Annotated in this window: 32 protein-coding genes; 14 read left to right on the plus strand and 18 right to left on the minus strand. The window is 59.5% G+C overall.

The annotated features are described in order from the left end of the window. Nucleotides 1–10 precede the first annotated feature (10 nt). From ACZ25R_RS13660 to ACZ25R_RS13680, 5 genes are all read right to left on the minus strand, one after another. The gene (locus ACZ25R_RS13660) at nt 11–835 is read right to left on the minus strand and encodes a lysophospholipid acyltransferase family protein (RefSeq protein ID WP_464660107.1); all 825 of its coding nucleotides are present in this window, start codon (nt 833–835) and stop codon (nt 11–13) included. A 205-nt stretch (nt 836–1,040) separates the two neighbouring features. Next, a complete protein-coding gene (locus ACZ25R_RS13665) occupies nt 1,041–1,739 on the minus strand; it encodes an RES family NAD+ phosphorylase (protein WP_472461266.1) in 699 nt (232 codons plus the stop codon). Beyond that, on the minus strand, nt 1,733–2,146 hold the full coding sequence (locus tag ACZ25R_RS13670) for an MbcA/ParS/Xre antitoxin family protein (protein WP_472461267.1): 414 nt from the start codon (nt 2,144–2,146) through the stop codon (nt 1,733–1,735). Before ACZ25R_RS13670 ends, ACZ25R_RS13665 begins: the two co-directional genes overlap by 7 nt. Before the next feature lie 395 nt (nt 2,147–2,541). After that, nucleotides 2,542–4,524 (minus strand): threonine--tRNA ligase, encoded by a 1,983-nt coding sequence (gene thrS / locus ACZ25R_RS13675; RefSeq protein WP_472461268.1) that lies wholly within the window; start codon nt 4,522–4,524, stop codon nt 2,542–2,544. Between the two features lie 319 nt (nt 4,525–4,843). Continuing rightward, nucleotides 4,844–5,047, minus strand: a complete 204-nt coding sequence (locus ACZ25R_RS13680) for a transcriptional regulator (protein ID WP_472462491.1) — start codon at nt 5,045–5,047, stop codon at nt 4,844–4,846. A 224-nt stretch (nt 5,048–5,271) separates the two neighbouring features. On the opposite strand from ACZ25R_RS13680, the gene ACZ25R_RS13685 reads away from it, so the two are divergent. After that, entirely contained in the window at nt 5,272–5,937 is a 666-nt protein-coding gene (locus tag ACZ25R_RS13685; protein ID WP_472461269.1) for a nucleotidyltransferase domain-containing protein, read from the plus strand. Next, on the plus strand, nt 5,934–6,353 hold the full coding sequence (locus ACZ25R_RS13690) for a hypothetical protein (RefSeq protein ID WP_472461270.1): 420 nt from the start codon (nt 5,934–5,936) through the stop codon (nt 6,351–6,353). The genes ACZ25R_RS13685 and ACZ25R_RS13690 overlap by 4 nt, the downstream gene beginning before the upstream one ends. Nucleotides 6,354–6,398: 45 nt before the next feature. Here the strand turns inward: ACZ25R_RS13690 and yidD are convergent, their stop codons facing one another. Together yidD and ACZ25R_RS13700 are read right to left on the minus strand one after the other, a co-directional pair. Continuing rightward, entirely contained in the window at nt 6,399–6,758 is a 360-nt protein-coding gene (gene yidD / locus ACZ25R_RS13695) for a membrane protein insertion efficiency factor YidD (RefSeq protein WP_472461271.1), read from the minus strand. A gap of 7 nt (nt 6,759–6,765) precedes the next feature. Beyond that, the gene (locus ACZ25R_RS13700) at nt 6,766–7,212 is read right to left on the minus strand and encodes an iron-sulfur cluster assembly scaffold protein (RefSeq protein WP_288193931.1); all 447 of its coding nucleotides are present in this window, start codon (nt 7,210–7,212) and stop codon (nt 6,766–6,768) included. Nucleotides 7,213–7,490: 278 nt separating this feature from the next. Here ACZ25R_RS13700 and folE point away from each other — a divergent pair, with 278 nt between their 5' ends. The 3 genes from folE to ACZ25R_RS13715 all read left to right on the plus strand — a co-directional run bounded on the left by folE (nt 7,491) and on the right by ACZ25R_RS13715 (nt 9,678). Beyond that, on the plus strand, nt 7,491–8,117 hold the full coding sequence (folE, locus tag ACZ25R_RS13705; RefSeq protein ID WP_464660101.1) for a GTP cyclohydrolase I FolE: 627 nt from the start codon (nt 7,491–7,493) through the stop codon (nt 8,115–8,117). 26 nt (nt 8,118–8,143) lie between these two features. Next, entirely contained in the window at nt 8,144–8,563 is a 420-nt protein-coding gene (gene hisI, locus ACZ25R_RS13710) for a phosphoribosyl-AMP cyclohydrolase (RefSeq protein WP_403173479.1), read from the plus strand. A 140-nt stretch (nt 8,564–8,703) separates the two neighbouring features. Continuing rightward, a complete protein-coding gene (locus ACZ25R_RS13715; protein ID WP_472461272.1) occupies nt 8,704–9,678 on the plus strand; it encodes a patatin family protein in 975 nt (324 codons plus the stop codon). A 23-nt stretch (nt 9,679–9,701) separates the two neighbouring features. Here the strand turns inward: ACZ25R_RS13715 and ACZ25R_RS13720 are convergent, their stop codons facing one another. Together ACZ25R_RS13720 and ACZ25R_RS13725 are read right to left on the minus strand one after the other, a co-directional pair. Beyond that, nucleotides 9,702–10,133, minus strand: coding sequence for a CBS domain-containing protein (locus ACZ25R_RS13720; protein WP_464660098.1), 432 nt, complete (start codon nt 10,131–10,133; stop codon nt 9,702–9,704). Between the two features lie 125 nt (nt 10,134–10,258). Next, complete coding sequence (locus tag ACZ25R_RS13725; RefSeq protein ID WP_464660096.1) at nt 10,259–10,957, minus strand: rhomboid family intramembrane serine protease; 699 nt, start codon at nt 10,955–10,957, stop codon at nt 10,259–10,261. Between the two features lie 444 nt (nt 10,958–11,401). On the opposite strand from ACZ25R_RS13725, the gene ACZ25R_RS13730 reads away from it, so the two are divergent. From ACZ25R_RS13730 to ACZ25R_RS13740, 3 genes are all read left to right on the plus strand, one after another. Further along, nucleotides 11,402–12,031, plus strand: coding sequence for a PAS domain-containing protein (locus tag ACZ25R_RS13730; RefSeq protein ID WP_472461273.1), 630 nt, complete (start codon nt 11,402–11,404; stop codon nt 12,029–12,031). Between the two features lie 103 nt (nt 12,032–12,134). Beyond that, nucleotides 12,135–12,743 carry a PilZ domain-containing protein gene (locus ACZ25R_RS13735; protein ID WP_464660094.1) on the plus strand — a complete coding sequence of 203 codons (609 nt, stop codon included), beginning with the start codon at nt 12,135–12,137 and terminating at the stop codon, nt 12,741–12,743. 285 nt (nt 12,744–13,028) lie between these two features. Continuing rightward, the gene (locus ACZ25R_RS13740; RefSeq protein WP_403173460.1) at nt 13,029–13,646 is read left to right on the plus strand and encodes a transglutaminase-like cysteine peptidase; all 618 of its coding nucleotides are present in this window, start codon (nt 13,029–13,031) and stop codon (nt 13,644–13,646) included. Between the two features lie 12 nt (nt 13,647–13,658). On the opposite strand, the gene ACZ25R_RS13745 is transcribed toward ACZ25R_RS13740, so the two are convergent. Beyond that, complete coding sequence (locus tag ACZ25R_RS13745) at nt 13,659–14,186, minus strand: gamma carbonic anhydrase family protein (protein WP_472461274.1); 528 nt, start codon at nt 14,184–14,186, stop codon at nt 13,659–13,661. A gap of 151 nt (nt 14,187–14,337) precedes the next feature. On the opposite strand from ACZ25R_RS13745, the gene ACZ25R_RS13750 reads away from it, so the two are divergent. Continuing rightward, nucleotides 14,338–15,063, plus strand: coding sequence for a hypothetical protein (locus ACZ25R_RS13750; protein ID WP_472461275.1), 726 nt, complete (start codon nt 14,338–14,340; stop codon nt 15,061–15,063). A gap of 43 nt (nt 15,064–15,106) precedes the next feature. Here ACZ25R_RS13750 and ACZ25R_RS13755 read toward each other — a convergent pair whose 3' ends face one another. The 5 genes from ACZ25R_RS13755 to ACZ25R_RS13775 form a co-directional block, all read right to left on the minus strand. Next, entirely contained in the window at nt 15,107–15,313 is a 207-nt protein-coding gene (locus tag ACZ25R_RS13755; RefSeq protein WP_105733161.1) for a DUF3126 family protein, read from the minus strand. A 106-nt stretch (nt 15,314–15,419) separates the two neighbouring features. Next, nucleotides 15,420–16,244, minus strand: a complete 825-nt coding sequence (gene cysE / locus ACZ25R_RS13760; protein WP_223615130.1) for a serine O-acetyltransferase — start codon at nt 16,242–16,244, stop codon at nt 15,420–15,422. Between the two features lie 261 nt (nt 16,245–16,505). Beyond that, nucleotides 16,506–17,261 (minus strand): alpha/beta fold hydrolase, encoded by a 756-nt coding sequence (locus tag ACZ25R_RS13765; protein WP_472461276.1) that lies wholly within the window; start codon nt 17,259–17,261, stop codon nt 16,506–16,508. A gap of 217 nt (nt 17,262–17,478) precedes the next feature. Further along, complete coding sequence (locus tag ACZ25R_RS13770) at nt 17,479–17,991, minus strand: DUF192 domain-containing protein (protein ID WP_472461277.1); 513 nt, start codon at nt 17,989–17,991, stop codon at nt 17,479–17,481. Nucleotides 17,992–17,999: 8 nt separating this feature from the next. Further along, a complete protein-coding gene (locus tag ACZ25R_RS13775; protein WP_223615133.1) occupies nt 18,000–18,581 on the minus strand; it encodes a cold-shock protein in 582 nt (193 codons plus the stop codon). 332 nt (nt 18,582–18,913) lie between these two features. On the opposite strand from ACZ25R_RS13775, the gene ACZ25R_RS13780 reads away from it, so the two are divergent. Together ACZ25R_RS13780 and ACZ25R_RS13785 are read left to right on the plus strand one after the other, a co-directional pair. Beyond that, entirely contained in the window at nt 18,914–19,354 is a 441-nt protein-coding gene (locus ACZ25R_RS13780; RefSeq protein ID WP_223615134.1) for a VOC family protein, read from the plus strand. 253 nt (nt 19,355–19,607) lie between these two features. Beyond that, nucleotides 19,608–19,922, plus strand: coding sequence for a BrnA antitoxin family protein (locus ACZ25R_RS13785; protein ID WP_472461278.1), 315 nt, complete (start codon nt 19,608–19,610; stop codon nt 19,920–19,922). A gap of 23 nt (nt 19,923–19,945) precedes the next feature. Here ACZ25R_RS13785 and ACZ25R_RS13790 read toward each other — a convergent pair whose 3' ends face one another. Continuing rightward, nucleotides 19,946–20,149: a hypothetical protein gene (locus ACZ25R_RS13790; RefSeq protein ID WP_223615136.1), complete on the minus strand. Its 204-nt coding sequence runs from the start codon at nt 20,147–20,149 to the stop codon at nt 19,946–19,948. A gap of 162 nt (nt 20,150–20,311) precedes the next feature. Between ACZ25R_RS13790 and ACZ25R_RS13795 the strand changes: the two genes are divergently transcribed. From ACZ25R_RS13795 to ACZ25R_RS13805, 3 genes are read left to right on the plus strand one after another with little or no spacing between them, the layout of a single operon-like run. Continuing rightward, complete coding sequence (locus ACZ25R_RS13795) at nt 20,312–20,551, plus strand: helix-turn-helix domain-containing protein (RefSeq protein ID WP_472461279.1); 240 nt, start codon at nt 20,312–20,314, stop codon at nt 20,549–20,551. Between the two features lie 46 nt (nt 20,552–20,597). Beyond that, nucleotides 20,598–20,966 carry an ArsR/SmtB family transcription factor gene (locus ACZ25R_RS13800; protein ID WP_464660075.1) on the plus strand — a complete coding sequence of 123 codons (369 nt, stop codon included), beginning with the start codon at nt 20,598–20,600 and terminating at the stop codon, nt 20,964–20,966. Next, complete coding sequence (locus tag ACZ25R_RS13805) at nt 20,956–21,426, plus strand: SRPBCC family protein (RefSeq protein WP_472461280.1); 471 nt, start codon at nt 20,956–20,958, stop codon at nt 21,424–21,426. The genes ACZ25R_RS13800 and ACZ25R_RS13805 overlap by 11 nt, the downstream gene beginning before the upstream one ends. 1 nt (nt 21,427) lies before the next feature. On the opposite strand, the gene ACZ25R_RS13810 is transcribed toward ACZ25R_RS13805, so the two are convergent. Both ACZ25R_RS13810 and ACZ25R_RS13815 read right to left on the minus strand, forming a co-directional pair. Further along, nucleotides 21,428–22,486 (minus strand): M48 family metallopeptidase, encoded by a 1,059-nt coding sequence (locus ACZ25R_RS13810; RefSeq protein WP_472461281.1) that lies wholly within the window; start codon nt 22,484–22,486, stop codon nt 21,428–21,430. A gap of 1 nt (nt 22,487) precedes the next feature. Then, on the minus strand, nt 22,488–23,570 hold the full coding sequence (locus tag ACZ25R_RS13815; RefSeq protein WP_472461282.1) for a YjgN family protein: 1,083 nt from the start codon (nt 23,568–23,570) through the stop codon (nt 22,488–22,490). Between the last annotated feature and the right edge of the window lie 171 nt (nt 23,571–23,741).

The following is a 23,741-nucleotide window of genomic DNA, read 5'->3' on the forward strand; positions in this document are numbered from 1 at the left end:
GGACCGAGGCTCAGCGGCGCGTTGCGGCCGGAGCCAGCGCAAACACCGCGCCATACATATAATCCAGCAAATTCTTGCGGTCGGCCAGCGGTGCCAGTTCCGACCAGTCCATTGTCCGGCCGATGCGCACGGTGATGGCCTTGCCGGACAGCTTGCGGAATTCGCGGATGAGCAGCGAAATGCGCAGCGTCATCGAAATCTTGCTGGCGAGATGGAAAACCCGGCCGTTCTGCCCGCCGAAATACACCGGGATGACCGACGCCTTGGCCTGCTGCACCAGCTTGGCCGGAAAAATCTTCCAGGGCAAATCCTCCGCCCGGCCAAAACCCTTGGGCGCCGTGGCAACGCCGCCCGCCGGGAAGACGACGATGGTGACACCTTCTTTCAGCAAACGCACCGCCTCATGGCGGGTGGCCATGTTCATCGCCACCGCTTCCTTGGTTTCGTCGAAGCAGACCGGCAGCGCATAGGGGCGGATTTCCGGCACCTTCATCAGGTCGTTGTTGATGAGCACGCGGAACGGCCGGCCGAGCTGTTCGGCCAGCGCCAGCGCGGCAATGCCGTCGCCGATGCCGAAGGGATGGTTGGCGACGATCACCAGCGGCGTATCGGGCAGATGCTGCGGCGGCCACTGGTCCGCAACGTCGAGCCTGATGTTGATCAGGTCCATCATGCGGCAGAACACATCGATTCCCGCCGGAACGATGTCGGTGCGCCAGGCATTGTAGAGCCGGACATAGTGGTCGCGGCCGGACAGGCCTTCAATCGAACGGATCAGCCATTGGGTGATGCGCGACTGGGTGTCATTGGCGTAGGAGAGTTCTCTGAACTGCACGATCGCATCCCGGCAAATAATGAAACGGCTGAATAGTCACGCAACTCCATGACAGCGTGATGAAAGTCACCACGCTGTCACAAAGCAATGTGCGGCATCTGCTAGATTACTTTGTGAACTGGCGCAACAGAGGACGCATTTTATGACTCCTTTGCGGCGTTCGTTCATTTTCCCGCCGTATAGGGCAAGTGCCACAAGCCGCCTGTCACGTTACCGCCAGGACGGCTCCGGTATCGTACTGACGCACAAAATCGACCCGCGTGCCGTTCCAGTGATAGCAGTAGTGCCGTCCCTGGACAGGAATGGTTATGACGTCCGGCCAGAAGATACCGATGCACCGTTGACCGGGCATTCGAACGCTGTTCCACAGGAGGCCATCGCTTCCCGCGGCCCGAAGTCCACCTCCCTCCACTTGCGAAGCGGTGTAATCGTGCGGATGAAGAACGTCAGGCACCGCATTCACGTCATCCAGTGCCCGGTCCACGCTGCCCACCAAGACGCGAAAGTCCGACGTCCACCCCGGAGGCTGCGGCGTTGACCGCATGAATTTCTGATGGTGATGTATGGTTTCGGCGACGGCGACGTCTTCACTCTCGCCTGCATAGTAGATGCCATAACTTCCGTCCGTGAAGCGACCTGGCCGCCCTGTGGAGCAATGGACAAAGGGGGCCATAACATAACTGGCGCCGATGCCCGAAACGCGACGGTGCGCGGGTACCTTGCCAAGATCGCCCACCTCAAATCGAATGCGCGGATTCGTTTTCGCCTCGACAGCGACAAGAGCCTCCCAGTCACGCGGATCGGCGATGTCCTCGAACAAATCGATAGGCGGATAGATGGATCGGATGATGCGGTAGGTTTTGGGCCACTGTACCTGGGTTCGGACAGCAAGCCCACTTACCACGCACTGCGCTCCGCATCGAGCCATTCACGCATTACCGCCAGATCAGAAAGCTCGCCTTGCAGCATCACGTCGAGCGCTGACTTACCGCCAAAAGCCGTATTAGGCGCTTTAATCCACTCATATCCTCGTGCTGGCTCCTTAAACAGGTGTCGGACGCCCTTATGAATACCCATCAGGTGAGCCATCCGCATTTTCAGGTCTCGGTCGACACGCCCCACATTGCCTTCTTTCCAGCGTGCCCACGTGCGGGCTGACAAACCACCGAGCAAGGTGCAAGCTTGTGCATCCGTGAGCTTCCAGGCGCCGAAGAGGTTCACAGTCGTGCGGGCAAGCGCCCCTGCTTCCACATCGGTGATCTCAGCAGATGATCTGTTGAATGGGGTTGAAGCAATAGGCTGGAGTTGCATGGCACTCTCTCTTTCTGGCATAAAATTAGCATATTATCGCCAATTGGCAAGAGTCATCTTTTCAGCGACCAGATCAAGCGGACGGCTTTTGCAAACGACAATCTCGTTGCACTTCCATTGGATTGTTTTGGGAGACCGTCGGTCAGATTCAGCTCAAACGCTTCGACACCTCCATATGCGATTTATGCTTCGTTTTTCCCGATCATGGCGCCCATCCATATTGCATTTGTGGAGGCAGTTTATCGGGCGATGTGCATCCCAGGAATCCGCAGAGCTACCGAGGCATACAAGCCCGCCTTGCTCAGCGCACGCTGAAACAGCTGTATTCACTGGCGCACGCAACTCCATGACAGCGTGATGAAAGTCACCACGCTATCACAAAGCAATGGGCGGGATTACTCCGCTGCGGCGCGCAACAGGTCCGGCGGCGTGGCTTCCTCGCCGAGCTGCCGGATCGCATCATCAAGGCTGAGCGAGGTCTGGTTCTGCGAACCCAGACGGCGCATGTTCACCGTCCGCTCCTCCGCCTCGCGCATGCCGCAGACGAGAATGACCGGGACCTTCTGCAGGGAATGCTCGCGCACCTTGTAGTTGATCTTCTCATTGCGGAAATCGGTGATGACCTGCAGCCCCGCCGCCTTCAGTTCCTTGGCGACCTGCCTGCCGTAATCGTCGGCTTCCGTGGTGATGGTGGCCACAACCACCTGCACCGGCGCAAACCACAACGGCAGATGACCGGCAAAGTTTTCGATGAGAATGCCGAGGAAGCGCTCCATCGAGCCGCAGATGGCGCGGTGGATCATCACCGGCTGCTTCTTCTCGGAAGTCGAGTCGATGTAGAAGGCACCGAACCGTTCAGGCAGGTTGAAATCGACCTGCGTCGTGCCGCATTGCCATTCGCGGCCGATGGCGTCCTTCAGCGTGTATTCGAACTTGGGACCGTAGAACGCACCCTCGCCCGGCAAAATGCCGGTCTTGATGTCGTTCGACTGCTGCTGGATCTGCTCCAGCACACCCATCATCACGTTTTCAGCCCGATCCCACAGTGCATCGGAACCGACGCGCTTTTCCGGGCGCGTCGACAGCTTGATCGTGATCTCGTCAAAGCCGAAATCCTTGTAGACGGACAGGATCAGGTCATTGATGCGCAGGCATTCGGCCGCCATCTGTTCGTCCGTGCAGAACACATGCGCATCGTCCTGCGTGAACCCGCGCACGCGCATCAGCCCATGCAGCGCGCCCGACGGCTCATAGCGGTGCACATTGCCGAATTCCGCAAGCCGCACCGGCAGATCGCGGTAGGACTTCAAGCCATGCTTGAAGATCTGCACGTGGCCCGGGCAGTTCATCGGCTTGAGCGCGAAGACGCGCTCGTCATCGGTTTCATCGCCGGCGACCGTCACCTTGAACATGTTGTCGCGATACCAGCCCCAGTGACCCGACGTCTCCCACAGGGACTTGTCGAGCACCTGCGGCGCATTGACTTCCTGATAGACACCGTCGAGACGGCGGCGCATGTAGCTGACCAGCGTCTGGAACATGCGCCAGCCCTTGGCGTGCCAGAACACGACGCCGGGGCCCTCCTCCTGGAAATGGAACAGGTCCATTTCGCGGCCGAGCTTGCGGTGATCGCGCTTTTCCGCCTCCTCCAGCACATGCAGGTAGGATTGCAGCTCGGCATCGGTGGCAAAGGCGGTGCCGTAGATGCGGCTGAGCATCGGGTTGTTGCTGTCGCCGCGCCAGTAGGCACCGGCCACCTTCATCAGCTTGAAGGCATTACCGACCTGGCCGGTCGAGGCCATGTGCGGGCCGCGGCACAGGTCGTACCAGTCGCCCTGCGCATAAATCTTCAGGTCCTGGCCTTCCGGGATCGCATCGACCAGCTCGACCTTGTAGGCCTCGCCCTTCTCGGCAAAGACCTTGCGGGCCTTTTCGCGCGACCAGATTTCCTTGGTGAACGGCCTGTTGCGGGCGATGATCTCGCGCATCTTCTTCTCGATGAGCGGCAGGTCATCGGGCGTGAAGGGCTCGTTCTTGGCAAAATCGTAGTAGAACCCGTTCTCGATCACCGGGCCGATGGTGACCTGGGTGCCCGGAAACAGCTCCTGCACGGCCTCGGCGAGGACGTGGGCGCAATCGTGCCGGATCAGCTCGAGCGCACGCGGATCGTCGCGGGTCAGGATCTCGATGCTGCCGGAATGCTGCAGCGGGTCGGACAGATCGCGCACGACCCCGTCGACCGCATAGGCCACGGCCTTCTTGGCCAGGGATTTCGAAATGGATTCGGCAAGTTCCGCACCGGATATGGCCGCGTCGTATTCGCGCTTCGAGCCATCGGGGAATTGCATGGATACAGTTTTGGAAACTGTCTGTGACATCAGTTGCTCCTATCCAGTCCCGCCAACAATCGCGGGTGGTGTTTCATGACCGGAACGGCTCCGGCGAGCGGACTTTTATGCGCAGATTGATCCGGCGTAAAGTGGCGGTTGCGGAAAAGCGGGTTTTGACCGCTGCAAGTGGGTGGTGCGTGGTTCGCCCTTCGACAAGCTCAGGAAGCTCACCATGAGGGAGTTGGGTGGGCTGCAAGGCCAATCGGAGACGTTGCAGAACTTAGCTCCCTGCAATCATCCCCCTCCCTCATGGTGAGCTTGTCGAACCACGCACAATCTGAAGCCAATCATCATCCAACGTGCGGCCCTATTCCCGGCGCAAGCGCACCCCCGGACCGCTCGCGGATGTCTGGCCGTCATCAAGCAGTTCGACACCGGCCGTAAACAGTGCGCTGCGAATGGCTTCCAGCGTGTCGATCCTGCCGCGAACGATTGCTTGGCCTGCCCCCTCGAAATTACGGATCGTGTTGATGCCAACCCCGGCAGCATCGGCAAGGGCTTTCTGGTCCATCCCGGCCAAGGCACGCGCCGCTTTGATCTGGTTCCCTGATACCGATATGCACGCTCCAGACACTTTTATTTGGGTTTTTACCGCGTTATGGCGCTGGCACAAATCGGCAACCCTACGTATCGGGACAGAACTGACTTTGATATAGATAACAATAGTAAACTAAAGATATCTATTGTTTTCTAAAGACATTCATATATAAAGGCAGATATCGTTCAGGAGTCGTCGTGGCCCGCCCCAAACCCCAAAGCGCTATTCGCTTTCCTCTCTCGTCGGTTTTCGGAACCGAAGCCAATGTCAGGGTCGTGCGTGAACTGTCACGCCATGGCGGTCAACTGGATGCATCCACTCTTGTCAAGAGAACAAAACTGACGCTGCCTTCGGTGCTCAATGCGCTCTCCATTCTCGTCGCGTTCGGTATACTTGACGAAGTGGGCAGCGGTCGCGCTCGACTTTTCAGCATGAGCCGAATATCGCCGCTCAACACGTCCATTCTGTCTCTCTTCGATGCAGAAGAGGCACGCTTCAATGCTGTTATCGACGCTGTAAGAGAGTGCGTGGCCTCACTCGGCAACAAAGTGATGGCGGCATGGATTTATGGCAGTGTCGCCCGGGGAGAAGACCGTGCGGAAAGCGATCTTGATGTTGTCGTTATCGCTCAAGACGAAGATGTTTCGTCTGTGCAAAGCGGGAGCGTCGATTTTCTGTTGGCTAGAGGTGAGGCCCTATCGTTCTCACCATCGGTCAATACGCTTTCACGCGCCGATCTTAGACGATTAATGGAAAACAATGATCCGTTATGGAAAGCATTTGTGGCCGATGCTTTGGTGGTAAGCGGTCCGCGCCCCACGTCCATCTTCCAAGCAATTGCCGATAAGGAAACTCAGGCGTGACAAGAAGCGGCTCCACGAAAGCAGTTGACGCCAGCCATGGTTTAAATCGCCTGACGATCGCCAGAGCATTTTTGGAATCCGCGCAGAATCAGGTGGCCATAGCGCAATCCGGCACCCTGGGAAACCCGATCGCCGCGACGATCGTCAATGCGGCAATCGCCTATACGGATGCCTTGACTGCAACCTTTGGAAACAAGATAAACCAGCAGGACCATTCGGCTATGGTGAAGACCCTGCGTCAGGTTATGGGTAATCGCCTACCGAAGGCCCAAGAAACCAAATTGGCCCGAATACTCGGGAATAAAGACCTGGCCCAATATGGCGGGCGTTTCATGCTGCTCTCTGACGCCCGGTCACTGCTGACCCAACTCGAAGAATACGCCGTGTGGGCCGAATCCGAGATAGCCCGCGCTTAATCGGCGCCCGGGTGGCGTTAGACCAATGCTGACAGCCCATTCCATCTATTGTTTGCTCACACGCCAGTACCGCCACGGCAGGTACCAGGCAAAACGCTTGTCCAGCGTCGCCGGCACGGGATCGTGACCGCTGGTGCCGCCGGGCCCGCAGCGGACGAACCGGAACAGGCCCATCCAGCCCCCCGTCCACAGGCCGTAACGGGCGATGGATTCATAGGCATATTCGGAACAGGTCGGCAGGTGGCGGCAGGAATTGCCGATGAAGCCGGACAGCGTCAGCTGGTACAGCCGGACGAAGGCCGTGCCGAACAGCCGCCCCGGCGTTTTGCGCCATGGTCCGTTCCAGTTGCGGGAATATTTCTTTCCCGCCGCAGGGGAATGGTTGTGGGCGGGGTCAGCGCACATCGGCGGTTCAGGCGGCCGCTTCGGCGTTTTTCTTCTCGATCTGGTCGAGGCAATCCACCACCGCCTCGAAGGTCAGCATGGTGGAATTGTGCCGGGCCTTGTAGTCGCGCACCGGCTCAAGAAACTTCAGGTCTTCAAAGCGCCCCTGCGGCGGCGCCCCATTCTCTTTCAGCATTTTGAACATGGCATCGCGCACAGCGTGCAATTCCTCGCTGGTCGCGCCGACCACATGCCGCGCCATGATCGACGACGACGCCTGGCCGAGCGCGCAGGCTTTGACGTCATGGGCGAAATCCGTCACCACGCCGTCCTTGACCTTGAGATCGACAATCACCGTCGAACCACAGAGTTTCGAATGCGCCGTGGCGGTTGCATCGGGATTGTCCAGACGGCCAAGGCGCTGGATATTCCCGGCAAACTCCAGAATGCGCGTGTTGTAGACGTCATTGATCATAATGAGCTTCCGCTGGTGACACGGCCCGAAGCGAAGCGCAAACAGACAATTGTCCATCGCTTTGGCCCTATGAATCCCGAATTCACTCTCTATATAGTATGTGAGCGGGCGAGCACAAAGCGCCATGGCGTAAATTCTGCGTCAATGGTAGATGTAGTTGCCCAGGTTCAGCCTCAGGGCCAAGCCGGCTTCAATACACCACGTATTCGTTTCGGAACGACTATCGTGTATTGCCGTTTAACTCGTCGCTCCCTTGAGGGCGACTACGGGAGATCGCGATGGATGCGGTAATAAAAAGTTTGCAGTCAACGACTGGCAATCAGAACAGCCTACGACGCCCAACCCAGGAAGAAGCGGAAGCTGCCGTTCGCACGCTGCTGCTCTGGGCCGGCGACAATCCGGACCGCGAAGGCCTGCTCGACACGCCGCAGCGCGTGGCAAAAGCCTATAAGGAACTGTTTTCGGGCTATGATGAAGACCCGGAGGAAGTGCTCGGACGCACCTTTGAAGAAGTTGCCGGTTATGACGACATCGTCTTCATCAAGGACATACCGTTCTTTTCGCACTGCGAGCATCACATGGTTCCCATCATCGGCAAGGCGCATGTCGCCTATCTGCCCGATGGCGAGAAAGTGGTCGGCCTGTCGAAGATCGCCCGTGTCGTGCATATCTATGCCCGCCGCCTGCAGACGCAGGAGAGCATGACAGCCCAGATCGCCAATGCGATCCAGGGGTCGCTGCGCCCGCGCGGCGTGGCCATCATGATCGAGGCCGAGCATATGTGCATGGCCATGCGCGGCATCCGCGTGTCCGGTTCGACGACGACCACCACCACCTTTACCGGTGCCTTCAAGGGTGACGTCAACGAACAGGTCCGCTTCATGACCCTCGTCAAGGGTCGCTAAACCAGTCTTTTCCAGAATTGGCAGTCATGTCCAACGGTTCCTTTTCGTCGCCCCTTGCCGACACACATGCAAACGAAGAAGGCGCGGTGTTCGCACCGCGCTTCGATGCCGCTGGTCTCGTGACCGCCGTCGTCACCGATGCGCGTGACGGCCATCTCCTGATGGTGGCGCACATGAATGCGCAATCGCTGCGCCTGACTTTGGAGACCGGCATCGCCCATTACTGGTCGCGGTCGCGCCAGTCGCTGTGGAAGAAGGGCGAGACCTCCGGAAACCTGCAGACCGTTGTCCGAATGCGCACCGATTGCGATCAGGACGCGCTTTGGCTGGAGGTAACGGTGGCTGGAAACGGCCCGACGTGCCATACTGGCCGCCGATCATGTTTCTACCGTCAGGTCGTCAGCGAAAATGGCACATCCCATCTGGTCATGACGCCGGAGGCGTAGCATATTTCTGCTCTCCGGTGCCGTTGATCGGATGCTCTCGTTTTCGTTGGTTGGCTAAGCGGCCATAATTCCGCAATATTCATCCTTTGGATACCAAAGTGAGGGGATAATGTGCGAATACGACTTTAGGAGTGCATGCCATGCTCGAATGGGCATCGCGACGGCTACGTGCGGCAGAACCGATTGGCGTTACGAACGGTCCTGAAACACCGGTCATGGATCCGTCCCCCCACAGTGACAAGAGAGCCCCAATCGCGCTGGCCCTGGGCGGCGGCGCGGCGCGCGGCTGGGCGCATATCGGCGTGCTGCGCGCGCTCGACGAGGCCGGTATCGAGATTTCCATGATTGCGGGCACGTCGATCGGCGCGCTGGTCGGCGGCTGTTATCTCGGCGGCAAGCTCGACCAGCTGGAAGAGTTCGCGCGCAGCCTGACCAAGCGCGGCATTTTCTCGCTGCTGGACCTGCGGTTCGGCGGCAGCGGCCTGTTCGGCGGCATGAAGCTTGACAAGCGCCTGCGCGACCATCTCTCCGCGCTTTCCATCGAAGACCTGCCGAAACCGTTCATCGCGGTGTGCACGGAGATCAATACCGGCCACGAAATCTGGCTGACGCGCGGCAACCTGATCACCGCCATGCGGGCATCCTATGCCCTGCCCGGCGTGTTCGAGCCGGTCGAGTGCAACGGCCGCATCCTGGTGGACGGCGCGCTGGTCAATCCGGTGCCGGTTTCCGTCTGCCGCTCCTACGAACAGCCGCTGGTGGTGGCGGTGAACCTGCACTACGACCAGTTCGGGCGTGCCGCCGTGATCAAGCATTCGGCCGGAGCGACGCTTGCCGCCGATGCCGAACGCGAAGGCGCGGTGGCGCATTTCCGCGCGGCGCGCGCCACGCGGCTTGGCATTACCGGCGTGATGATGGAATCGTTCAACATCATTCAGGACCGGATTTCCCGCGCCCGCATGGCCGGCGATCCGCCTGACATCGCGCTGCTGCCGAAAATCGGCCATGTGGGGCTGGCCGAGTTTCACCGCGCCGACGAGGCGATCAAACTCGGCTATGAGGAAACCATGGCCCGGCTCGGCGAGCTCGAGCGCATGCAGAAGGTCGTGTTCTGACCCGATCCGTCAGCGCAACCGCTTCAGGCGGTTGCGATATAACTGCGAATTTCCTGGGACTCGCGCTCCACTTCCTCGATGCGCAGCTTCACCACGTCGCCGATGGACACGATACCGTGCAACCGGCCATCCTTCTCGACCGGCAGGTGGCGGAAGCGGCCGCGGGTCATCATTTCCATGACCTGGTTGACCGTATGCTTTTCCGAGCACACGCTGACCTTGATGGTCATGATTTCGGAAACGGGACGCCAGAGCACATCGGCGCCATCGGCAGCAATGGCGCGCACGACGTCGCGCTCGGAGAGAATACCCTTGATGGCCTTCTTGTCATCGACGATGACAATGGCGCCGATCTTGTGTTTGGCCAGTGCGGCGACCGCGTCGCCAAGGGTCGTTTCGGGTGCTGCGCTAAAAACGTCGTAGCCTTTGCGTTCCAGTATCATTTTGACTGTCATGTACGTCCTCCTTGCACATAAGTCCTAACGCTGACCGCCGCGATCCTCCTTTATCCCGGCGGTCAATGCGCCATGGTGCGCGTATGTTGCCCCCAATGCAACAGCTTTGCAATCATGCCGACAATTCAGCGCCGGTCGCCGCGATCAAACAGGGCAATGCCCAGAAACCCGATGAGAAAGCCGCCAATATGCGCTTCCCAGGCGATCGTTGCGGCATCTCCCGGCACGACGGCGAAAAGGCCGGTGCCGATATTGGTGATGAACCAGACGGCGACGAAAACGAGAACGGTGCGGGTCCGCAGCGCAACGGCAATCGGCAGGATCGGCCCGGTAAACGCCGCGGAATTGCGCTGGGTCGAGCGGCGGAAACCGAAGCGCGCGGCCGCCCCCATCATGCCGGATATGGCGCCGGAGGCACCGACCAGCGGGATCGGGCTGGCGGGGTAAATGGCAAAGTGCATCATGACGGCGGCAACGGCGGTGACGATCCAGAACAGCGACGTGCGCAGCGGCCCGATGCGCGCCGCCAGCGGCGAGCCGAAGGCGGCAAGCCAGACCATATTGAGCGCTATATGGGCAAAACTGCCGTGCATGAAGGAATAGGTGATGGTGGTCAGCCAGGCGGCGGGCGAATAAAACCCGCCGAACTGGGAAAACCGCGCGGGAATGAAGGCGTAATCCAGCAGGAAATTGTTGTCCTGCGCCTCGGTCAGCACGTAGTTTTCAACCAGAAACACCGCGGCGCAGATGGCGAATATGGCGAGGATGACGCCGGGAATGTTGAAGATCGGCTCGCGTGCCGGTGATTGATCAGGGGTGCTCATAGGTCCGTCATTCTTCCCGCAACTGATTCAGTGCAATGCGTGCTTAGCAGCAAACTCTCCAAACAAAAATAAGGCCGTTCAATGATGTTGAACGGCCCCGAGCTGGATACATGAACATAGAACTCTACTCGCCCCCCTTGTCGCATGCCGGCAGCGGCCGCTCAATCTAAACCATTTGTTAACCTTAATCGTCCCCTGCGGTGGACGCAGCCGCTTCGCCAATGGCGCTTCCCGCCTGCCGGTGCCAAAGTCAGCGCTCGTGGACAGCGGGGGTTCGTGGCGCGTGGTTCGACAAGCTCACCATGAGGGAGGTTGTGGGTTGCAGGGAGTCATAGTCTGCGGCGTTTGCTATTGGCATTGCAGCCAGACCACACCCTCATGGTGAGCTTGTCGAACCACGCACCCCATACGGCGCAAGACCGGAATATCAACAGGAAGCAGCATATGCGGCACGACGGAACCAGCGAGATCTTCGCCTACTGGAACGATCTGCGCGGAACCCGCGCAGCGCCGGAACGGCGGGAGATTTCGCCCGCGCTCATCCGCTCGCGCCTGTCCGAAACCTTCATCCTGCGCGCCAGCGGCCCCGGCGAAGCGCGGTTCCGGCTGGCCGGAACGCGCATCTGCTCGATCTATGGCCGCGAACTGAAAGGCCAGAGCTTCAGCTCCATCTGGCAGGCCAAGGACAGGGTCGTCATCGCGCGCATCGTCGCCAGCAGCCTGACCAGCAAGACCGTCGTCCAGTCGACCTATGAGGGCAAGAGCAGCCGCGGGCGCAAGATGCTGTTCAACCTCATCCTGCTGCCCCTCGCCAACGAGGTGCATGAACGGCACCTGCTGGGCATGATCGCGCCGGCCGGCAAGCCGTTCTGGCTGGAATCCGACGCGATCATCGAAAACAGCCTGCGCTCCATCGCGATGATCGATCCGCGCAATGCAGCCAATATGCCTGCCGGCAGCGTCCGGGCTGAAGATCACAAGCCCCTGATTTCCAATATACTCCTGCCTGCTCCCAATGGCAGCCGCCGGGTCAGACATCTCATGGTCTTCGACGGCGGGAAAATCTTGGACTAGGTTAGTAAAACCTAAGCAAGACCTGCATCTGTTACATCGCCGTTAAGACTTGTGTTCTAATCTTCAGAGATAAAGAGTCATTTTAAGCCTTCGGACACACTTCATGCATCTGACCCGTGACGATTCAACCCAGACTATCGCCACGACGGGAAAATTCCATCGCGTGAAGGTCGAACTTTACGGCCGCTTCATGCTGGAAGACCGGACCGAACATGTCGGTCAGATCAGTGAAATGTCGCCTGGCGAGGCCCTGTTCACCACGGAAGTCATGGCCGGTACGGGCGAGCGCATCATTGCCTATGTCGATCATATCGGTCGCATCGAAGGCACGGTGGAGCGCCTCGTCAGCAACGGCTTTTACCTTTCGCTCGTCGCATCGGAGCGCAAGAAGAACAAGATCGCGGCGCAGCTGACCTGGCTTGCCAACAAGCATGAGCTGGACATGCCGGAAGACCGGCGCCACCAGCGTATCGCGCCGCGCAACCCCATTGCCAAGCTCGGCATGGCGGATGGCCGCGAATATCCCTGCCGCATCATCGATTTGTCGATCTCCGGCGCGGCGGTTGAAATCCGCATGCGCCCCGCCCTGCACAGCCAGGTCGTTCTCGGCTCCATGCGCGGGCGCGTCGTGCGCCATTTCGAGGAAGGCATTGCCATCGAGTTCGCGACGGTCCAGAGCCGGGAAGCCATCGAAATCTCCCTGCAGAATTAAATATCCCTCGCTTGGTTACCAAATGACTTCAGCGTGCAAGCCATAGAGCGGCACGCTTTAAGCGATCATAAATAATTACCTTCCGAGAAAAACCAAACTTTAACCGAAATATACTTCGTATACTTCGCCAAACTCCTGCTTTAAACAAAACAGTAATATTCAATAATACTTCGCAACGAGCGATAGTTTATTTTCTGCTACCCGTTTTGTTCGGATTTATTGCTGCAGATTTCCATCAGATCAAGGTCTCCCTGTCATTGTCACCTCAACCGGGGAGACGACGGTATGATAAAAAGCATAATTCTTGCGGGCGCAGCCCTTCTGTTGATGAGCATAGGCACCCAGGCGGGCCCGGCGCGGTCCACGGCGACGGTGATGCAGACCGGCGGGCGCACTTCGCAGCCTATCGGCCATTACGATTTCTGCCAGATCTACCAGGACGAATGCCGCATCCGCAGCATCAGCGACACGCCGGTGTCCCTGACGCCAAAAGTCTGGGCGCAGCTGGTTCAGGTCAACACCCAGGTCAACACGGATATCAAGCCGGCCACGGACATGGAAATCTACGGCGTCGAGGAATATTGGGGCTATCCCGACAAGGTCGGCAATGTCGGCGACTGCGAAGACTACGTGCTGCTCAAGCGCCGGATGCTGATGCAGCGCGGCCTGCCCGTCAGCGCGCTGCTGATCACCGTCGTGCGCCAGATGAATGGCGAAGGCCATGCGGTTCTGACCGTGCGCACCGACCGGGGCGACTATGTCCTCGACAATCTGGAACCGCAGATCAAGCCGTGGAACGAAACGAGCTATGACTATCTGAAGCGCCAGTCGACGCATTATACCGGCGCATGGGTGTCCATCACCGACGACCGCCAGGTTCTGGTCGGCAGCATCGGGAAATAATGCCGGACAGGATCAGCTGATCTCAAGCCCCCGCATGAAGCGCCTGCCGTTCTCGACATAATGGGCGGCGGAAAGCCGGAGCTGTTCGATGGCAGCCCCGTCCAGCGTGCGGATGACCCGCGCCGGCGATCCGACAATAAGCGCATTGTCGGGGAACTCCTTGCGCTCCGTCACCAGCGCTCCGGCGCCCACCAGCGAATTCCTGCCGATTTTCGCACCGTTGAGAATGATGGCGCCGATGCCGATCAGCGTGTTTTCGCCGATGGTGCAGCCGTGCAGCATGGCGCGGTGGCCGATGGTGCAGCCCTCGCCGATCGTCAGGGGATAACCCATATCCGTGTGCATCACCGTATGTTCCTGGACATTGGTGTTGCGGCCGACATGGATCAGTTCATTGTCGCCGCGCAGAACGGCACCGAACCAGATGCCGGCATTTTCACCGAGAAAGACCTTGCCGACCAGCGTCGCATCGGGCGCGATCCAGTTCGATTTCCGGTGTTCAAATTCAGGCGCGTGGCCGTCGAGCGTGAATAGGGGCATCGTTCCTCCTCAGATTCTTCACGCTCAGCTTAGCGAGCCGCCGCCCGCTTGGCGATGCCGATGCGAATACAACTTTCACGTGTGGTTAACCATAAATCAGCACTTTGACGTTAGCCTCCCTGTCAACCGAGGCAACAGGACCCGAAGGTTGATGCAAGCTTCCGCACAGCGCGTGGAATCGATAACGGGCAGCCCCTTTCTGCAGCGCATTTTCTATGGCGTCGCGGCGCTCGCCCTCCTGACGGTCGGGCTTGTCGTTGCCGGGCATTATTTCGGCCATACGATTTCCCTCGGCGGGCATACGGAAGACACCAACGTGCATGAGGTGGTGATCGGCAACAGCGTGCTGGCGCTGCCGGCCAACGCCATCCGCTTCCGGGCGCAGCGGCGCGATGGGGTGGCGCAGCGGGTTGATCTCTATCTGCACTGGCCCGACATGCAGGGCTACCAACCGGAATTCATCCGGGATTTCAACGGCGCGGGCGAAAAGAAGGCGCTGCTCTTCCTGACGTTTGAGCCGCGCGCAACCTCGCGCGACATGTCCGGCCGCTACGGTCCGGTCTACAGCACGTTGACGGACGGCCCCGGCATCAAAGGCCCGGCGGGCCTGACCATCCAGACCTTTCGCGCCACCAGCGGTTTCGTCAGTGAGCAGCTCGTCTCCTCACCGGAAAGCAAGGGCCGCAGCTTCTTTGTCGCGCGCTGCCTCGACGAGGCGACGTCGAAAAGCAACCTTGCCTCCTGCCAGCGGGATGTTTTCATCGGTGAGGATCTGCAGCTGACCTACCGATTCCCGCGCGAATTTCTCGCCAACTGGCAGGAATTGGAGCAAAAGGTCCTGGCCTTTGCGCAAGGCCATCTCAAGACACCGAAGTGACGCCGAATGCGGGCGGCACTTCCATTCCAAACGGCGTTAACCGTCAGAGATCCATGTCGAGAATGGCCATGGAGAAGTTGTAGGACAGTTCGCCCTCATCTTCATCCTTGTAGATCAGGCCGAGAAATTCATCGCCAAGATAGAGTTCAGCCGAATCGTCCTTGCGGGGACGGGCCTTTACCGTGAGTTCCGTGTTTCTGAATGTACGCTTGAAATAGCTGTCGAGTTTTTTCAGTTCTTCGGGTTTCACGCGGTTTCTCCTGTCGAATGCAAAATTGTGAAGCGGGCTTGTGGCATGCAGCAACCGGCCCTGTAAAGGGCCGGCATGTTCGTTTCAATCACTGAAGCGCCCGGTTTCAGTCGAAATTGGTGATGAGCTGGTCCATGGCGCGGGACGGTTCGGCGCAGCCGGTTTCGCCAACGACCCGGGCGGGAACCCCGGCGACGGTGACATTGTGCGGCACGGGCTTGAGCACCACGGAACCGGAGGCAACTTTCGAGCAATGGCCGATTTCGATATTGCCAAGGATGCTGGCCCCGGCACCGATCAGCACGCCGTGGCGAATTTTTGGATGACGGTCGCCGGTTTCCTTACCGGTACCGCCGAGCGTGACGCCCTGCAGGATCGAGACATTGTCCTCGATGACGGCGGTCATGCCGACGACGATGCCGGTGGCATGGTCGAAGAACACGCCCTGCCCCATCGGCACGGCGGGATGGATATCGGTCTGGAAGACGGAGGATGAGCGGCTCTGCAGGTAGAGGGCAAAGTCCTTGCGGCCCTCGTTCCACAGCCAGTTGGCCAGCCGGTGCGTCTGGATCGCCTGGAACCCCTTGAAATAAAGGATCGGCTCGATGAACCGCGTGCAGGCGGGATCGCGGTCATAGACGGCCTGGATGTCGACGCGCAGAATCTGCGACCAGGACGGCGTGGCGTCCATCATCGCGGTAAAGGTCTGGCGTAGCAGCTCCGACTCGACATCCGGATGATCGAGCCGCTGTGAAATGCGGTGAATGACCGCCTGCTCCAGCGACTGGTGGTTGAGAATCGTGGTGTACAGGAACGTCGCCAGCAGTGGCTCCTGGCGGATGGTTTCCTCGGCTTCGGCACGGATGGACAGCCAGATCGGATCCATCTGCTTGACCGATCCGGTCATTTTCATCGGGTTGCTTGCGGACATGTCCTACTCCAGGCAATCAGCCAATAGTCTTGCGTTGCCACCAGCATACGGCAAAAGCGATGGGTTGACACCCCAAATTCACCGGGCTGAAACAGTGTCGCGGTCTATGCGTGGTTCGACAAGCTCACCATGAGGGAGGTTGGTGCTGTAACGCTCATCGGAACCATTGCAGAAGAGTGCTCCCTGCAATCCTCCACATCCCTCATGGTGAGCTTGTCGAACCACGCACCACACATCTTCTTGCGGTTTACACCGCCGCCCTCAGAGCGGGTGGGCTTTCAAAAACGTGAGCACGGCTTCCTTGAACACCTTGTCGCCGACGGCCAGCATGTGATCGCGGTTGGGGATGTCGATGGCCTCGCCCTGCGGCATCAGCGCCGCCAGCCGGTGCGGGTTGCCGCCGATGTCGTCCTTGGTTCCCACCGCAACCAGCGCCGGCTGGGTGATGCGCGCCATATTGGCTTCGCTGATTTCCTCCTTGGAGGTGATCACGCAGGCGGCCAGGGCGATCTTGTCGCTTCTGGTCTTGTCGGCGAACATGCGGAACATTTTTCCGCGCGGATGCGTCACCGTCTCGGCGTCTTCCGCCAGCAGCGCCTCGGCGATGGGATTCCAGTCGCCGGCGCCTTCCACCATGCCGATACCAAGCCCGCCGAAAATGACGTCATGCACCAGTTCGGGATGTTCCAGCGCCAGGAAAGCGGTGATGCGCGCGCCCATGGAATAGCCCATCACATGGGCTTTCGCGATGCCGAGATGCCTGAGCAGGGCCGCGGCATCCCCGGCCATCAGGGTCGGCGTATACAGCGATTTTTCATGCGGCTTGTCCGACTGGCCGTGGCCACGATTGTCGATGGCGATGGTCCGGTAGCCGGCGGCGGTCAGGGCCGGCACCCAGCCAGGCTGCACCCAATTGTAGAAATGCGACGAGGCAAAGCCGTGGATCAGCAGAACCGGTTCGCCCGCGCCCTCATCGAGATAGGCGAGCTTCAATCCATCATTCTCAAAAAATTGCATGGGGTCGGGACTCATTGATCTGGTCAAAAATGGTAAGGGGCTTTTTTCCTGGAAACAAGGCGCAATGCTATGGGTCATCGTGCGTGGTTCGACAAGCTCACCATGAGGGAGGTGGTTTGGCGCAAGGTCAATCTGATGGGTTGCAGAATAGTGCTCCCTGCAATCCTCCACCTCCCTCATGGTGAGCTTGTCGAACCACGAACCACGCGAATGCAGCCTATTTTTTGGTGCAGGTGCCGCAGACCGCTGCGATGGCCGGGTGATGCACCTTGTCGCCGACCGCAACGCCCAGCCGCCGGGCCGTGCCTGCCTTGACTTCGATGACGAACCGCGCGGGACCGCCGGAGGAAATCGTCGTCCGGGAAAACGGCACCGCATTGGCGCGAATCGCCGATACACGGCCGTTTTCATCGAGGAAAATCATGTCGAGCGCCGAAGGGGTATTCTCCATCCACATGGTGACGAGACGGCTGTCCTCGAACACGAACAGCATGGCGCTGTTGTCCTTAAGATCGGTGCGGAACATCAATCCCCGCTCGCGCTCCTCGTCGGTATCGGCCACCTCCACCTGAAAGGGAACATCGCCCCTGGCGGTATTGATCACCAGCGGCGCCGCATCGATGGGCAGATGCATCGGCTGCTGATCCGCGGCGCGCACGGCCGATGTGGCAAGGACCAGCGCAAGAAGGCCGATCAGCAAAGACCGGCACACGCGGAGCAGACTGTTCATGGGATGTCTTAGTGGGATGCCGGCAGCTGCGTGCCGATATCCGGGTGAATTTCCGAAGCCATCAGGCCCTTGTCACCATTGCCGAAACGGACCAGCACCACCTGTCCCGGACGCAGTTCGGTCAGGCCGAAGCGGCGCAGCGTTTCCATGTGGATAAAGATATCCTCGGTGCCTTCGCCGCGGGTAAGAAAGCCAAAGCCCTTGGTGCGGTTGAACCACTTGACCAGAACGCGTTCGAGGCCGCTCGACGGCGTGACGGTGACATGGGTGCGCACCGGCGGCAGTTCGGTCGGGTGAACGGCGGTGGAACTGTCCATCGAGAGCACGCGGAAGCACTGCATGCCGCGCTCGCCCTGCTTGACTTCACAGACGACACGCGCGCCTTCGAGCGCGGTCTGGAAGCCGTCGCGGCGCAGGCAGGTCACATGCAGCAGGATATCAGGCAGATCAGCATTGTCGGGGATTACAAAGCCATATCCCTTGGCGACATCGAACCATTTGATGGCGCCCGAAACCTCGATGAGGTCGAGGCCATCGGCTAATTGTTCATCATCGGGGGAATGCCGGGCTGATACTGGTCTGTCTGACATGAAGCGAGCCCCTCCTCTCCTGAAAGCAACCACTGATTCTCTGGAGTCAGAATAACACCTGTCCAATGGATGAGGGCAAGTATCATCTGGCTGTTTTTGTTGAAAAACAGGTGCAAATCTTGTGATGACCGGTTCAACCACCCGTTGTAAGCCTGTCAATTTGTGGCGTCATGAAAATAATGTTACCAAAAAGATGTAGGCGCCTAGCCCGGCGATCGCATGATCACCCCGGGGCAATGATACGATTGCCCGGGGCAATTGCACAATTGCCCGGGGCAGCCGTCCGGTTGCTGCCGCCTTTCATACACTGACGCACACATCAAGGGAAAACGATGCGCTATCTTCACACAATGGTCCGCGTCCGCGATATCGATGAATCGCTGGATTTCTACTGCAACAAATTCGGCCTTGAGGAAATTCGGCGTACGGAAAACGAAAAAGGCCGTTTCACGCTGATTTTCCTGGCCGCTCCCGACGACAAGGGCCGCGCCGTGGCCGAACGGGCGCCGGAACTGGAACTGACCTACAACTGGGACCCGGAAACCTATACGGGCGGGCGCAATTTCGGCCACCTCGCCTATGTCGTCGACAACATCTACGCCACCTGCCAGAAGTTGCAGGACAGCGGCGTCATCATCAACCGCCCGCCCCGCGACGGCAACATGGCCTTCGTCCGCTCGCCCGACGGCATTTCCATCGAAATCCTGCAGAAAGGCGCACCGCTGCCGCCGCAGGAACCCTGGCTGTCGATGCAAAACACCGGCAGCTGGTAAATTTATGCCAATGCCATCACCGCCGCCTGAGAGGCGGCGGTGATGGATGGTGTTTGATGCAGGGTGCGTGGTTCGACAAGCTCACCATGAGGAAGGTGGGCTGTAAAGTTAGCCGAAATGATAGCTGCCAAGCCAATCAGAAGTGTTGCAGAATAGAGTTTCTTGCACTCCTCGTCGTCCCTCATGGTGAGCTTGTCGAACCGCGCACCGCACGCCTTGCAAATGGCGACCGGAAGGAAAGGGAGCTGATCTGATGGCTGTCAAACGCGAATTGCAGAAGGCATTCCAACCGGGTCGCGGCTATAGCAGGGAAGACTGGGAGGCCGTCGACAGTCCGGAACTGACCAAGGAAGAAATGCAACAGATGCGGCCGTTCAGGGAAGTGTTTCCCGAGCTCGCCCGCGAAATCGACAAGGAGATCGCCGCGCGTGGCCGCCCGCCTCTGGCCGTGACCAAGACGCCGGTCACCCTGCGGCTCGACCCTGATGTCCTGGCAAAATTCAAGGCCACGGGCAAAGGCTGGCAGAGCCGTATCAACGACGCCCTCAAACAGGCCAAGGTGAAATAATCATCCGCCCGCTGCGGACGGCTTCAAACCGGCTCCTGGCGTGCAGCGTCCAGCACCGCATTGATTGCGGCAATCCGCTCATCGGCAATATCGCAGATGCACTGGATCGCGCATTGCTGCCGCTCATCGTGGATATCGGACGCGGCCATGCACAGCACTTCGACAAGGTTCTTGAGTTCAATCAGCAGATTGCTGGCATCCACCAGCTGGGTTGATCGATTGCTCATGAGGGAGTCTCGACAAAATTGTTCAATTTTTTTCTTTGTGAGTACGCTTTCAGAAACGTACCCAGCAATATGGGATGACCTACTATGACTTTGAGTTTATATGAATAATATAACCATATGCTTTTGCGGTAGTCAATATAAAAAATTCAAGGTTGATGAAATATGATAATCTCCCCCGCACAGTGCCGTGCTGCACGCGCCCTGATTGGCTGGTCGCAATCCAGGCTTGCGGAGGTGGCAAAGGTTGCGCCGGCGACCATTGCAACCTTCGAAACCGGCAAACGCATCCCCTATGACCGGACGCTTGACGATCTCAAGGACGCCTTGACGGCGGCCGGGGTGGTCTTTCTCGACAAGGGCGCCGAGCGCGCCGGCGGCGCCGGTGTCCGGCTGGCGGATTAGCGCATTTCACTTCTGCACCTAAAACAGTTTGCCAAATGGAAAACTTTTGACTATAGTTCTCCATATGGAAAACTATCAGATATCGCTGGATGCCGCCTTTCACGCCCTCGCCGACCCCACCCGCCGCGCCGTGGTCAGCCGCCTGACCCGGGGCCCCGCCCCGGTCAAGGAACTGGCGGAACCCTTTGCCATGGGATTGCCGTCCTTCATGAAGCACCTGCGGGTGCTTGAGGCCGACGGGCTGATCCATTCCAGAAAGATCGGCCGCGTGCGCACCTGCTGGGTGGATACCGAAAGGCTCGCGGCCGCTGAAACCTGGCTCGCCGAGCAGCGGGCCCTCTGGCAGGGCCGGGCGGACCGGCTGGCCGATTATGTTGAAACCCAGATGCACGGGAGTGTTGAAGATGCCGGTTGACCCATCCGAACTGACCATTGCGCGTTTCATCAAGGCGCCGCCCGCCCTCGTCTGGCAGGCCTGGAGCACGCCGGAGCATCTGGCGAAATGGTGGATCCCCGCCCCCATCGAATGCAAGGTGGTCAAGCTCGACCTTCACCCCGGCGGCGCGTTCGAGACGCGCATGCGCGAGGACGGCGGCGATTTCCAGCCGCATGTCGATGGCTGTTTCCTGGAGATCGTGCCGGAAGCGAAACTGGTGTTCACCACCGTCATGACCGGTGGCTGGAAACCGGCCGAACCCTGGCTGGCCCTGACCGCGATCATCACCTTCGAGGCCGAGGGCAGCGGCACCCGCTACGCCTCGCGCGTCCTGCACAAGGACACCGCCGACGCCCGCAAGCATGAAGAGATGGGATTTGACGAGGGCTGGGGCACCGCCATCGACCAGCTGGCGGCTTTCGTCCAAGATTTGGCCTGAATTAATTGCCCGTCCCGGCCCTCGCCTTCAACGCCCCGGCATAGTCGAGCACCATTTTCCGCCGCTCGGGCGTGCCGGGATGGGTTTGCAGCATGCTGGTGGGGCTGTGGTCGTCGAGCTTGTCCTCCACCAGCGCGAAGAAGCGGGCAATGGCGGCGGGGTCAAAACCGGCCTTCTGCATCAGTTCGACGCTGTGCCGGTCGGCGGCGCTTTCGTCGGCACGCGAATAGGACAAGGCCAGCAAACCGCCGCCCTGCACCAGCACGTCATGGGTGCTGCCGCCGATATCGCCGCCGATCAGCATGATCAGCCCGGCAACCCCGGCGGCGCGGTAGAGCTGGCGCAGGCTGTGTTTCAGCTCCACATGGCCGATCTCGTGGGCAAGCACGCCGAGCAGCATGTCCGTGTCGCCAGCCGCCAGCCTGACCAGCTGGTCGGTGATGACGACCGTGCCGTCCGGCAAGGCGAACGCATTGGGGCCGATGATGCCGCCATCGCGAAAATTCAGGTTGAAGCCGCCAGCGCCGAGGCTGGATTTGGCCGCGAGTTTGCCGAAGCCCTCGTTCAGCTTGACCTTGTCGGCATCCGGCAAAGTGCTGGGGGAGAAAACCGTCGTGTCGAGCGTTTGCAGCGTCCCTTTCGACATGAGGGCGGGGACAACCGGCGGCGTGACCACAACGGCGACTTCGACCAGCGCGGGCACGGCAAAGCGGTAGATCGAGAAGGCGAAGACAAAGGTCAGGAGGACGAGCACCAGCAGCCGGGGATGGAACCGCTCCAGCCGGTGCACCCACCCGGCGCTGCGCCCCTGCTGCGCCGCCACCAGCGCATCGATGGCGTCATTGTCCATCGTCTCGAAACTGGTCCTGTCGGGATAGGTCAGGCGCCGCGGTATCGACCCGACACGGTCGCTGATGCCGATCTGATCGAAGGCGGCGGCGGACAGGACCGTTCCATCCACGGCAACGACCGATACGGCAGCGTCGGCGAAAACCAGACTGGCTCCCCGGCCCGCGCTCGATCCTTCGCGGTACCAGAGGCCTGTCGTCAGTTTTCCCATGTCAGAAGCCAAAGTCGATACCTTCGATATCCATGAATTCCGAACCGACAGCCGAACCGCTGTCCTTGATATCCGAGAAAATCTCGCCGACATCGCCGTCAAAGACAATGGCCGTGTAGGCCGCATGAAAGCGCGCCAGCCGGACAGCAGCCCAGGGCCGCATCAGCCCGAGGGTGACGATAGTGACAACCAGATTGGAAATCATCACCCAGGCATAGGTCCAGCGTGGCATGTCGGAATAGAGATAGTGCCTGTCATCGAATGTCGTGGCACTCAGACCGGCATTGCGTATGCCGGCGGAATAGAGCAGTCCCGTGACGGCATAGATCAGCAGCACGGGCACGAACAGAAGATATATGAGCAGAATGAATGCCACTTCGCCGCTCGAAGCCTCCGCCTTCATTGCCGCAAGCCCGGCCGATGCGCCGGCGATCAGGATTCCGAAAAGAAAAAGCCCGGCAACCGTCAGTACGGCAGGTAAAACCCAGACGCGATAAAGCGAGCCGATCGTCGGGTCCGGCGAAAACACCTTGCCGCCATAGCGCAGGTTGCCGAGCGTGTAGCGCAAGGTCCACCGGCTGGCGATGGGTGCGAGCAGGCCAAAGGAAATCCCCGCCACAAGGCTGCTGAGGAAGAAAGCCCTGACCGCACCCCAGTAACCGCCGGTGAAATCGAAGCGCACATTGCGGTAGCTGGTGACGCGTGCGCTGAAACGCAGACCCCGCGCAATCAGCCAGGGGATCGCGACGATGAACACCAGGCCGAGCAGCCCGCCGAGGAGCGGCGAAAACCGCAGCAGTATATTGTAGAGGATGAGATAGCCGACGACGAGGACGCGGCCGATCAGAATCTGCTTCGGCCGTGCGTGATAATCGAACCAGCCATCGGCCAGTTTGGTATTGCCGTAGAAATAGCGATTGCGCCGCACCTTTGCCCAGGCGGAATAGATGCCGAGCGTCACAATCGTCAGCAATACGTTGACGATCCAGATGCCGAAATATTCCTTGGTGGTGCCGGAGAACGCAAACCGGTGACCGGTATATTCAGCCGGACGGCCGAACCGTGGTTGTGGCGAGCCTTCCATGTTTCCCCCGAAACAGTTTTGTCCGACAGGACTCCAAGAACAGGCTTAGCCCGACTTGGGACGGGATAGCAATCACGCGGCCGGAATTTCACCGCGACGGCCGTTTGATATCGCCGACAAACCGCTTTCGCAGGCCGGTTTGTCCTGATATCAGAAATGTCACAATGAGGA

Source organism: Phyllobacterium sp. RCAM01083 (assembly GCF_055685835.1).

Excerpts from the sequence above, each read along its gene's own strand:
- ACZ25R_RS13730 (WP_472461273.1), top strand. The coding sequence starts at position 11,402 with ATGCGGCACGACGGAACCAGCGAGATCTTCGCCTACTGGAACGATCTG.
- yidD (WP_472461271.1), bottom strand. The coding sequence starts at position 6,758 with ATGTGCGCTGACCCCGCCCACAACCATTCCCCTGCGGCGGGAAAGAAA.
- ACZ25R_RS13785 (WP_472461278.1), top strand. The coding sequence starts at position 19,608 with ATGGCTGTCAAACGCGAATTGCAGAAGGCATTCCAACCGGGTCGCGGC.
- ACZ25R_RS13680 (WP_472462491.1), bottom strand. The coding sequence starts at position 5,047 with ATGGACCAGAAAGCCCTTGCCGATGCTGCCGGGGTTGGCATCAACACG.
- ACZ25R_RS13750 (WP_472461275.1), top strand. The coding sequence starts at position 14,338 with ATGCAAGCTTCCGCACAGCGCGTGGAATCGATAACGGGCAGCCCCTTT.
- ACZ25R_RS13810 (WP_472461281.1), bottom strand. The coding sequence starts at position 22,486 with ATGGGAAAACTGACGACAGGCCTCTGGTACCGCGAAGGATCGAGCGCG.
- ACZ25R_RS13740 (WP_403173460.1), top strand. The coding sequence starts at position 13,029 with ATGATAAAAAGCATAATTCTTGCGGGCGCAGCCCTTCTGTTGATGAGC.
- folE (WP_464660101.1), top strand. The coding sequence starts at position 7,491 with ATGGATGCGGTAATAAAAAGTTTGCAGTCAACGACTGGCAATCAGAAC.
- cysE (WP_223615130.1), bottom strand. The coding sequence starts at position 16,244 with ATGTCCGCAAGCAACCCGATGAAAATGACCGGATCGGTCAAGCAGATG.
- ACZ25R_RS13815 (WP_472461282.1), bottom strand. The coding sequence starts at position 23,570 with ATGGAAGGCTCGCCACAACCACGGTTCGGCCGTCCGGCTGAATATACC.
- ACZ25R_RS13770 (WP_472461277.1), bottom strand. The coding sequence starts at position 17,991 with ATGAACAGTCTGCTCCGCGTGTGCCGGTCTTTGCTGATCGGCCTTCTT.
- ACZ25R_RS13720 (WP_464660098.1), bottom strand. The coding sequence starts at position 10,133 with ATGACAGTCAAAATGATACTGGAACGCAAAGGCTACGACGTTTTTAGC.
- ACZ25R_RS13795 (WP_472461279.1), top strand. The coding sequence starts at position 20,312 with ATGATAATCTCCCCCGCACAGTGCCGTGCTGCACGCGCCCTGATTGGC.
- ACZ25R_RS13725 (WP_464660096.1), bottom strand. The coding sequence starts at position 10,957 with ATGAGCACCCCTGATCAATCACCGGCACGCGAGCCGATCTTCAACATT.
- ACZ25R_RS13790 (WP_223615136.1), bottom strand. The coding sequence starts at position 20,149 with ATGAGCAATCGATCAACCCAGCTGGTGGATGCCAGCAATCTGCTGATT.
- ACZ25R_RS13780 (WP_223615134.1), top strand. The coding sequence starts at position 18,914 with ATGCGCTATCTTCACACAATGGTCCGCGTCCGCGATATCGATGAATCG.
- ACZ25R_RS13700 (WP_288193931.1), bottom strand. The coding sequence starts at position 7,212 with ATGATCAATGACGTCTACAACACGCGCATTCTGGAGTTTGCCGGGAAT.
- ACZ25R_RS13805 (WP_472461280.1), top strand. The coding sequence starts at position 20,956 with ATGCCGGTTGACCCATCCGAACTGACCATTGCGCGTTTCATCAAGGCG.
- ACZ25R_RS13745 (WP_472461274.1), bottom strand. The coding sequence starts at position 14,186 with ATGCCCCTATTCACGCTCGACGGCCACGCGCCTGAATTTGAACACCGG.
- ACZ25R_RS13735 (WP_464660094.1), top strand. The coding sequence starts at position 12,135 with ATGCATCTGACCCGTGACGATTCAACCCAGACTATCGCCACGACGGGA.
- thrS (WP_472461268.1), bottom strand. The coding sequence starts at position 4,524 with ATGTCACAGACAGTTTCCAAAACTGTATCCATGCAATTCCCCGATGGC.
- ACZ25R_RS13670 (WP_472461267.1), bottom strand. The coding sequence starts at position 2,146 with ATGCAACTCCAGCCTATTGCTTCAACCCCATTCAACAGATCATCTGCT.
- ACZ25R_RS13775 (WP_223615133.1), bottom strand. The coding sequence starts at position 18,581 with ATGTCAGACAGACCAGTATCAGCCCGGCATTCCCCCGATGATGAACAA.
- hisI (WP_403173479.1), top strand. The coding sequence starts at position 8,144 with ATGTCCAACGGTTCCTTTTCGTCGCCCCTTGCCGACACACATGCAAAC.
- ACZ25R_RS13765 (WP_472461276.1), bottom strand. The coding sequence starts at position 17,261 with ATGCAATTTTTTGAGAATGATGGATTGAAGCTCGCCTATCTCGATGAG.
- ACZ25R_RS13715 (WP_472461272.1), top strand. The coding sequence starts at position 8,704 with ATGCTCGAATGGGCATCGCGACGGCTACGTGCGGCAGAACCGATTGGC.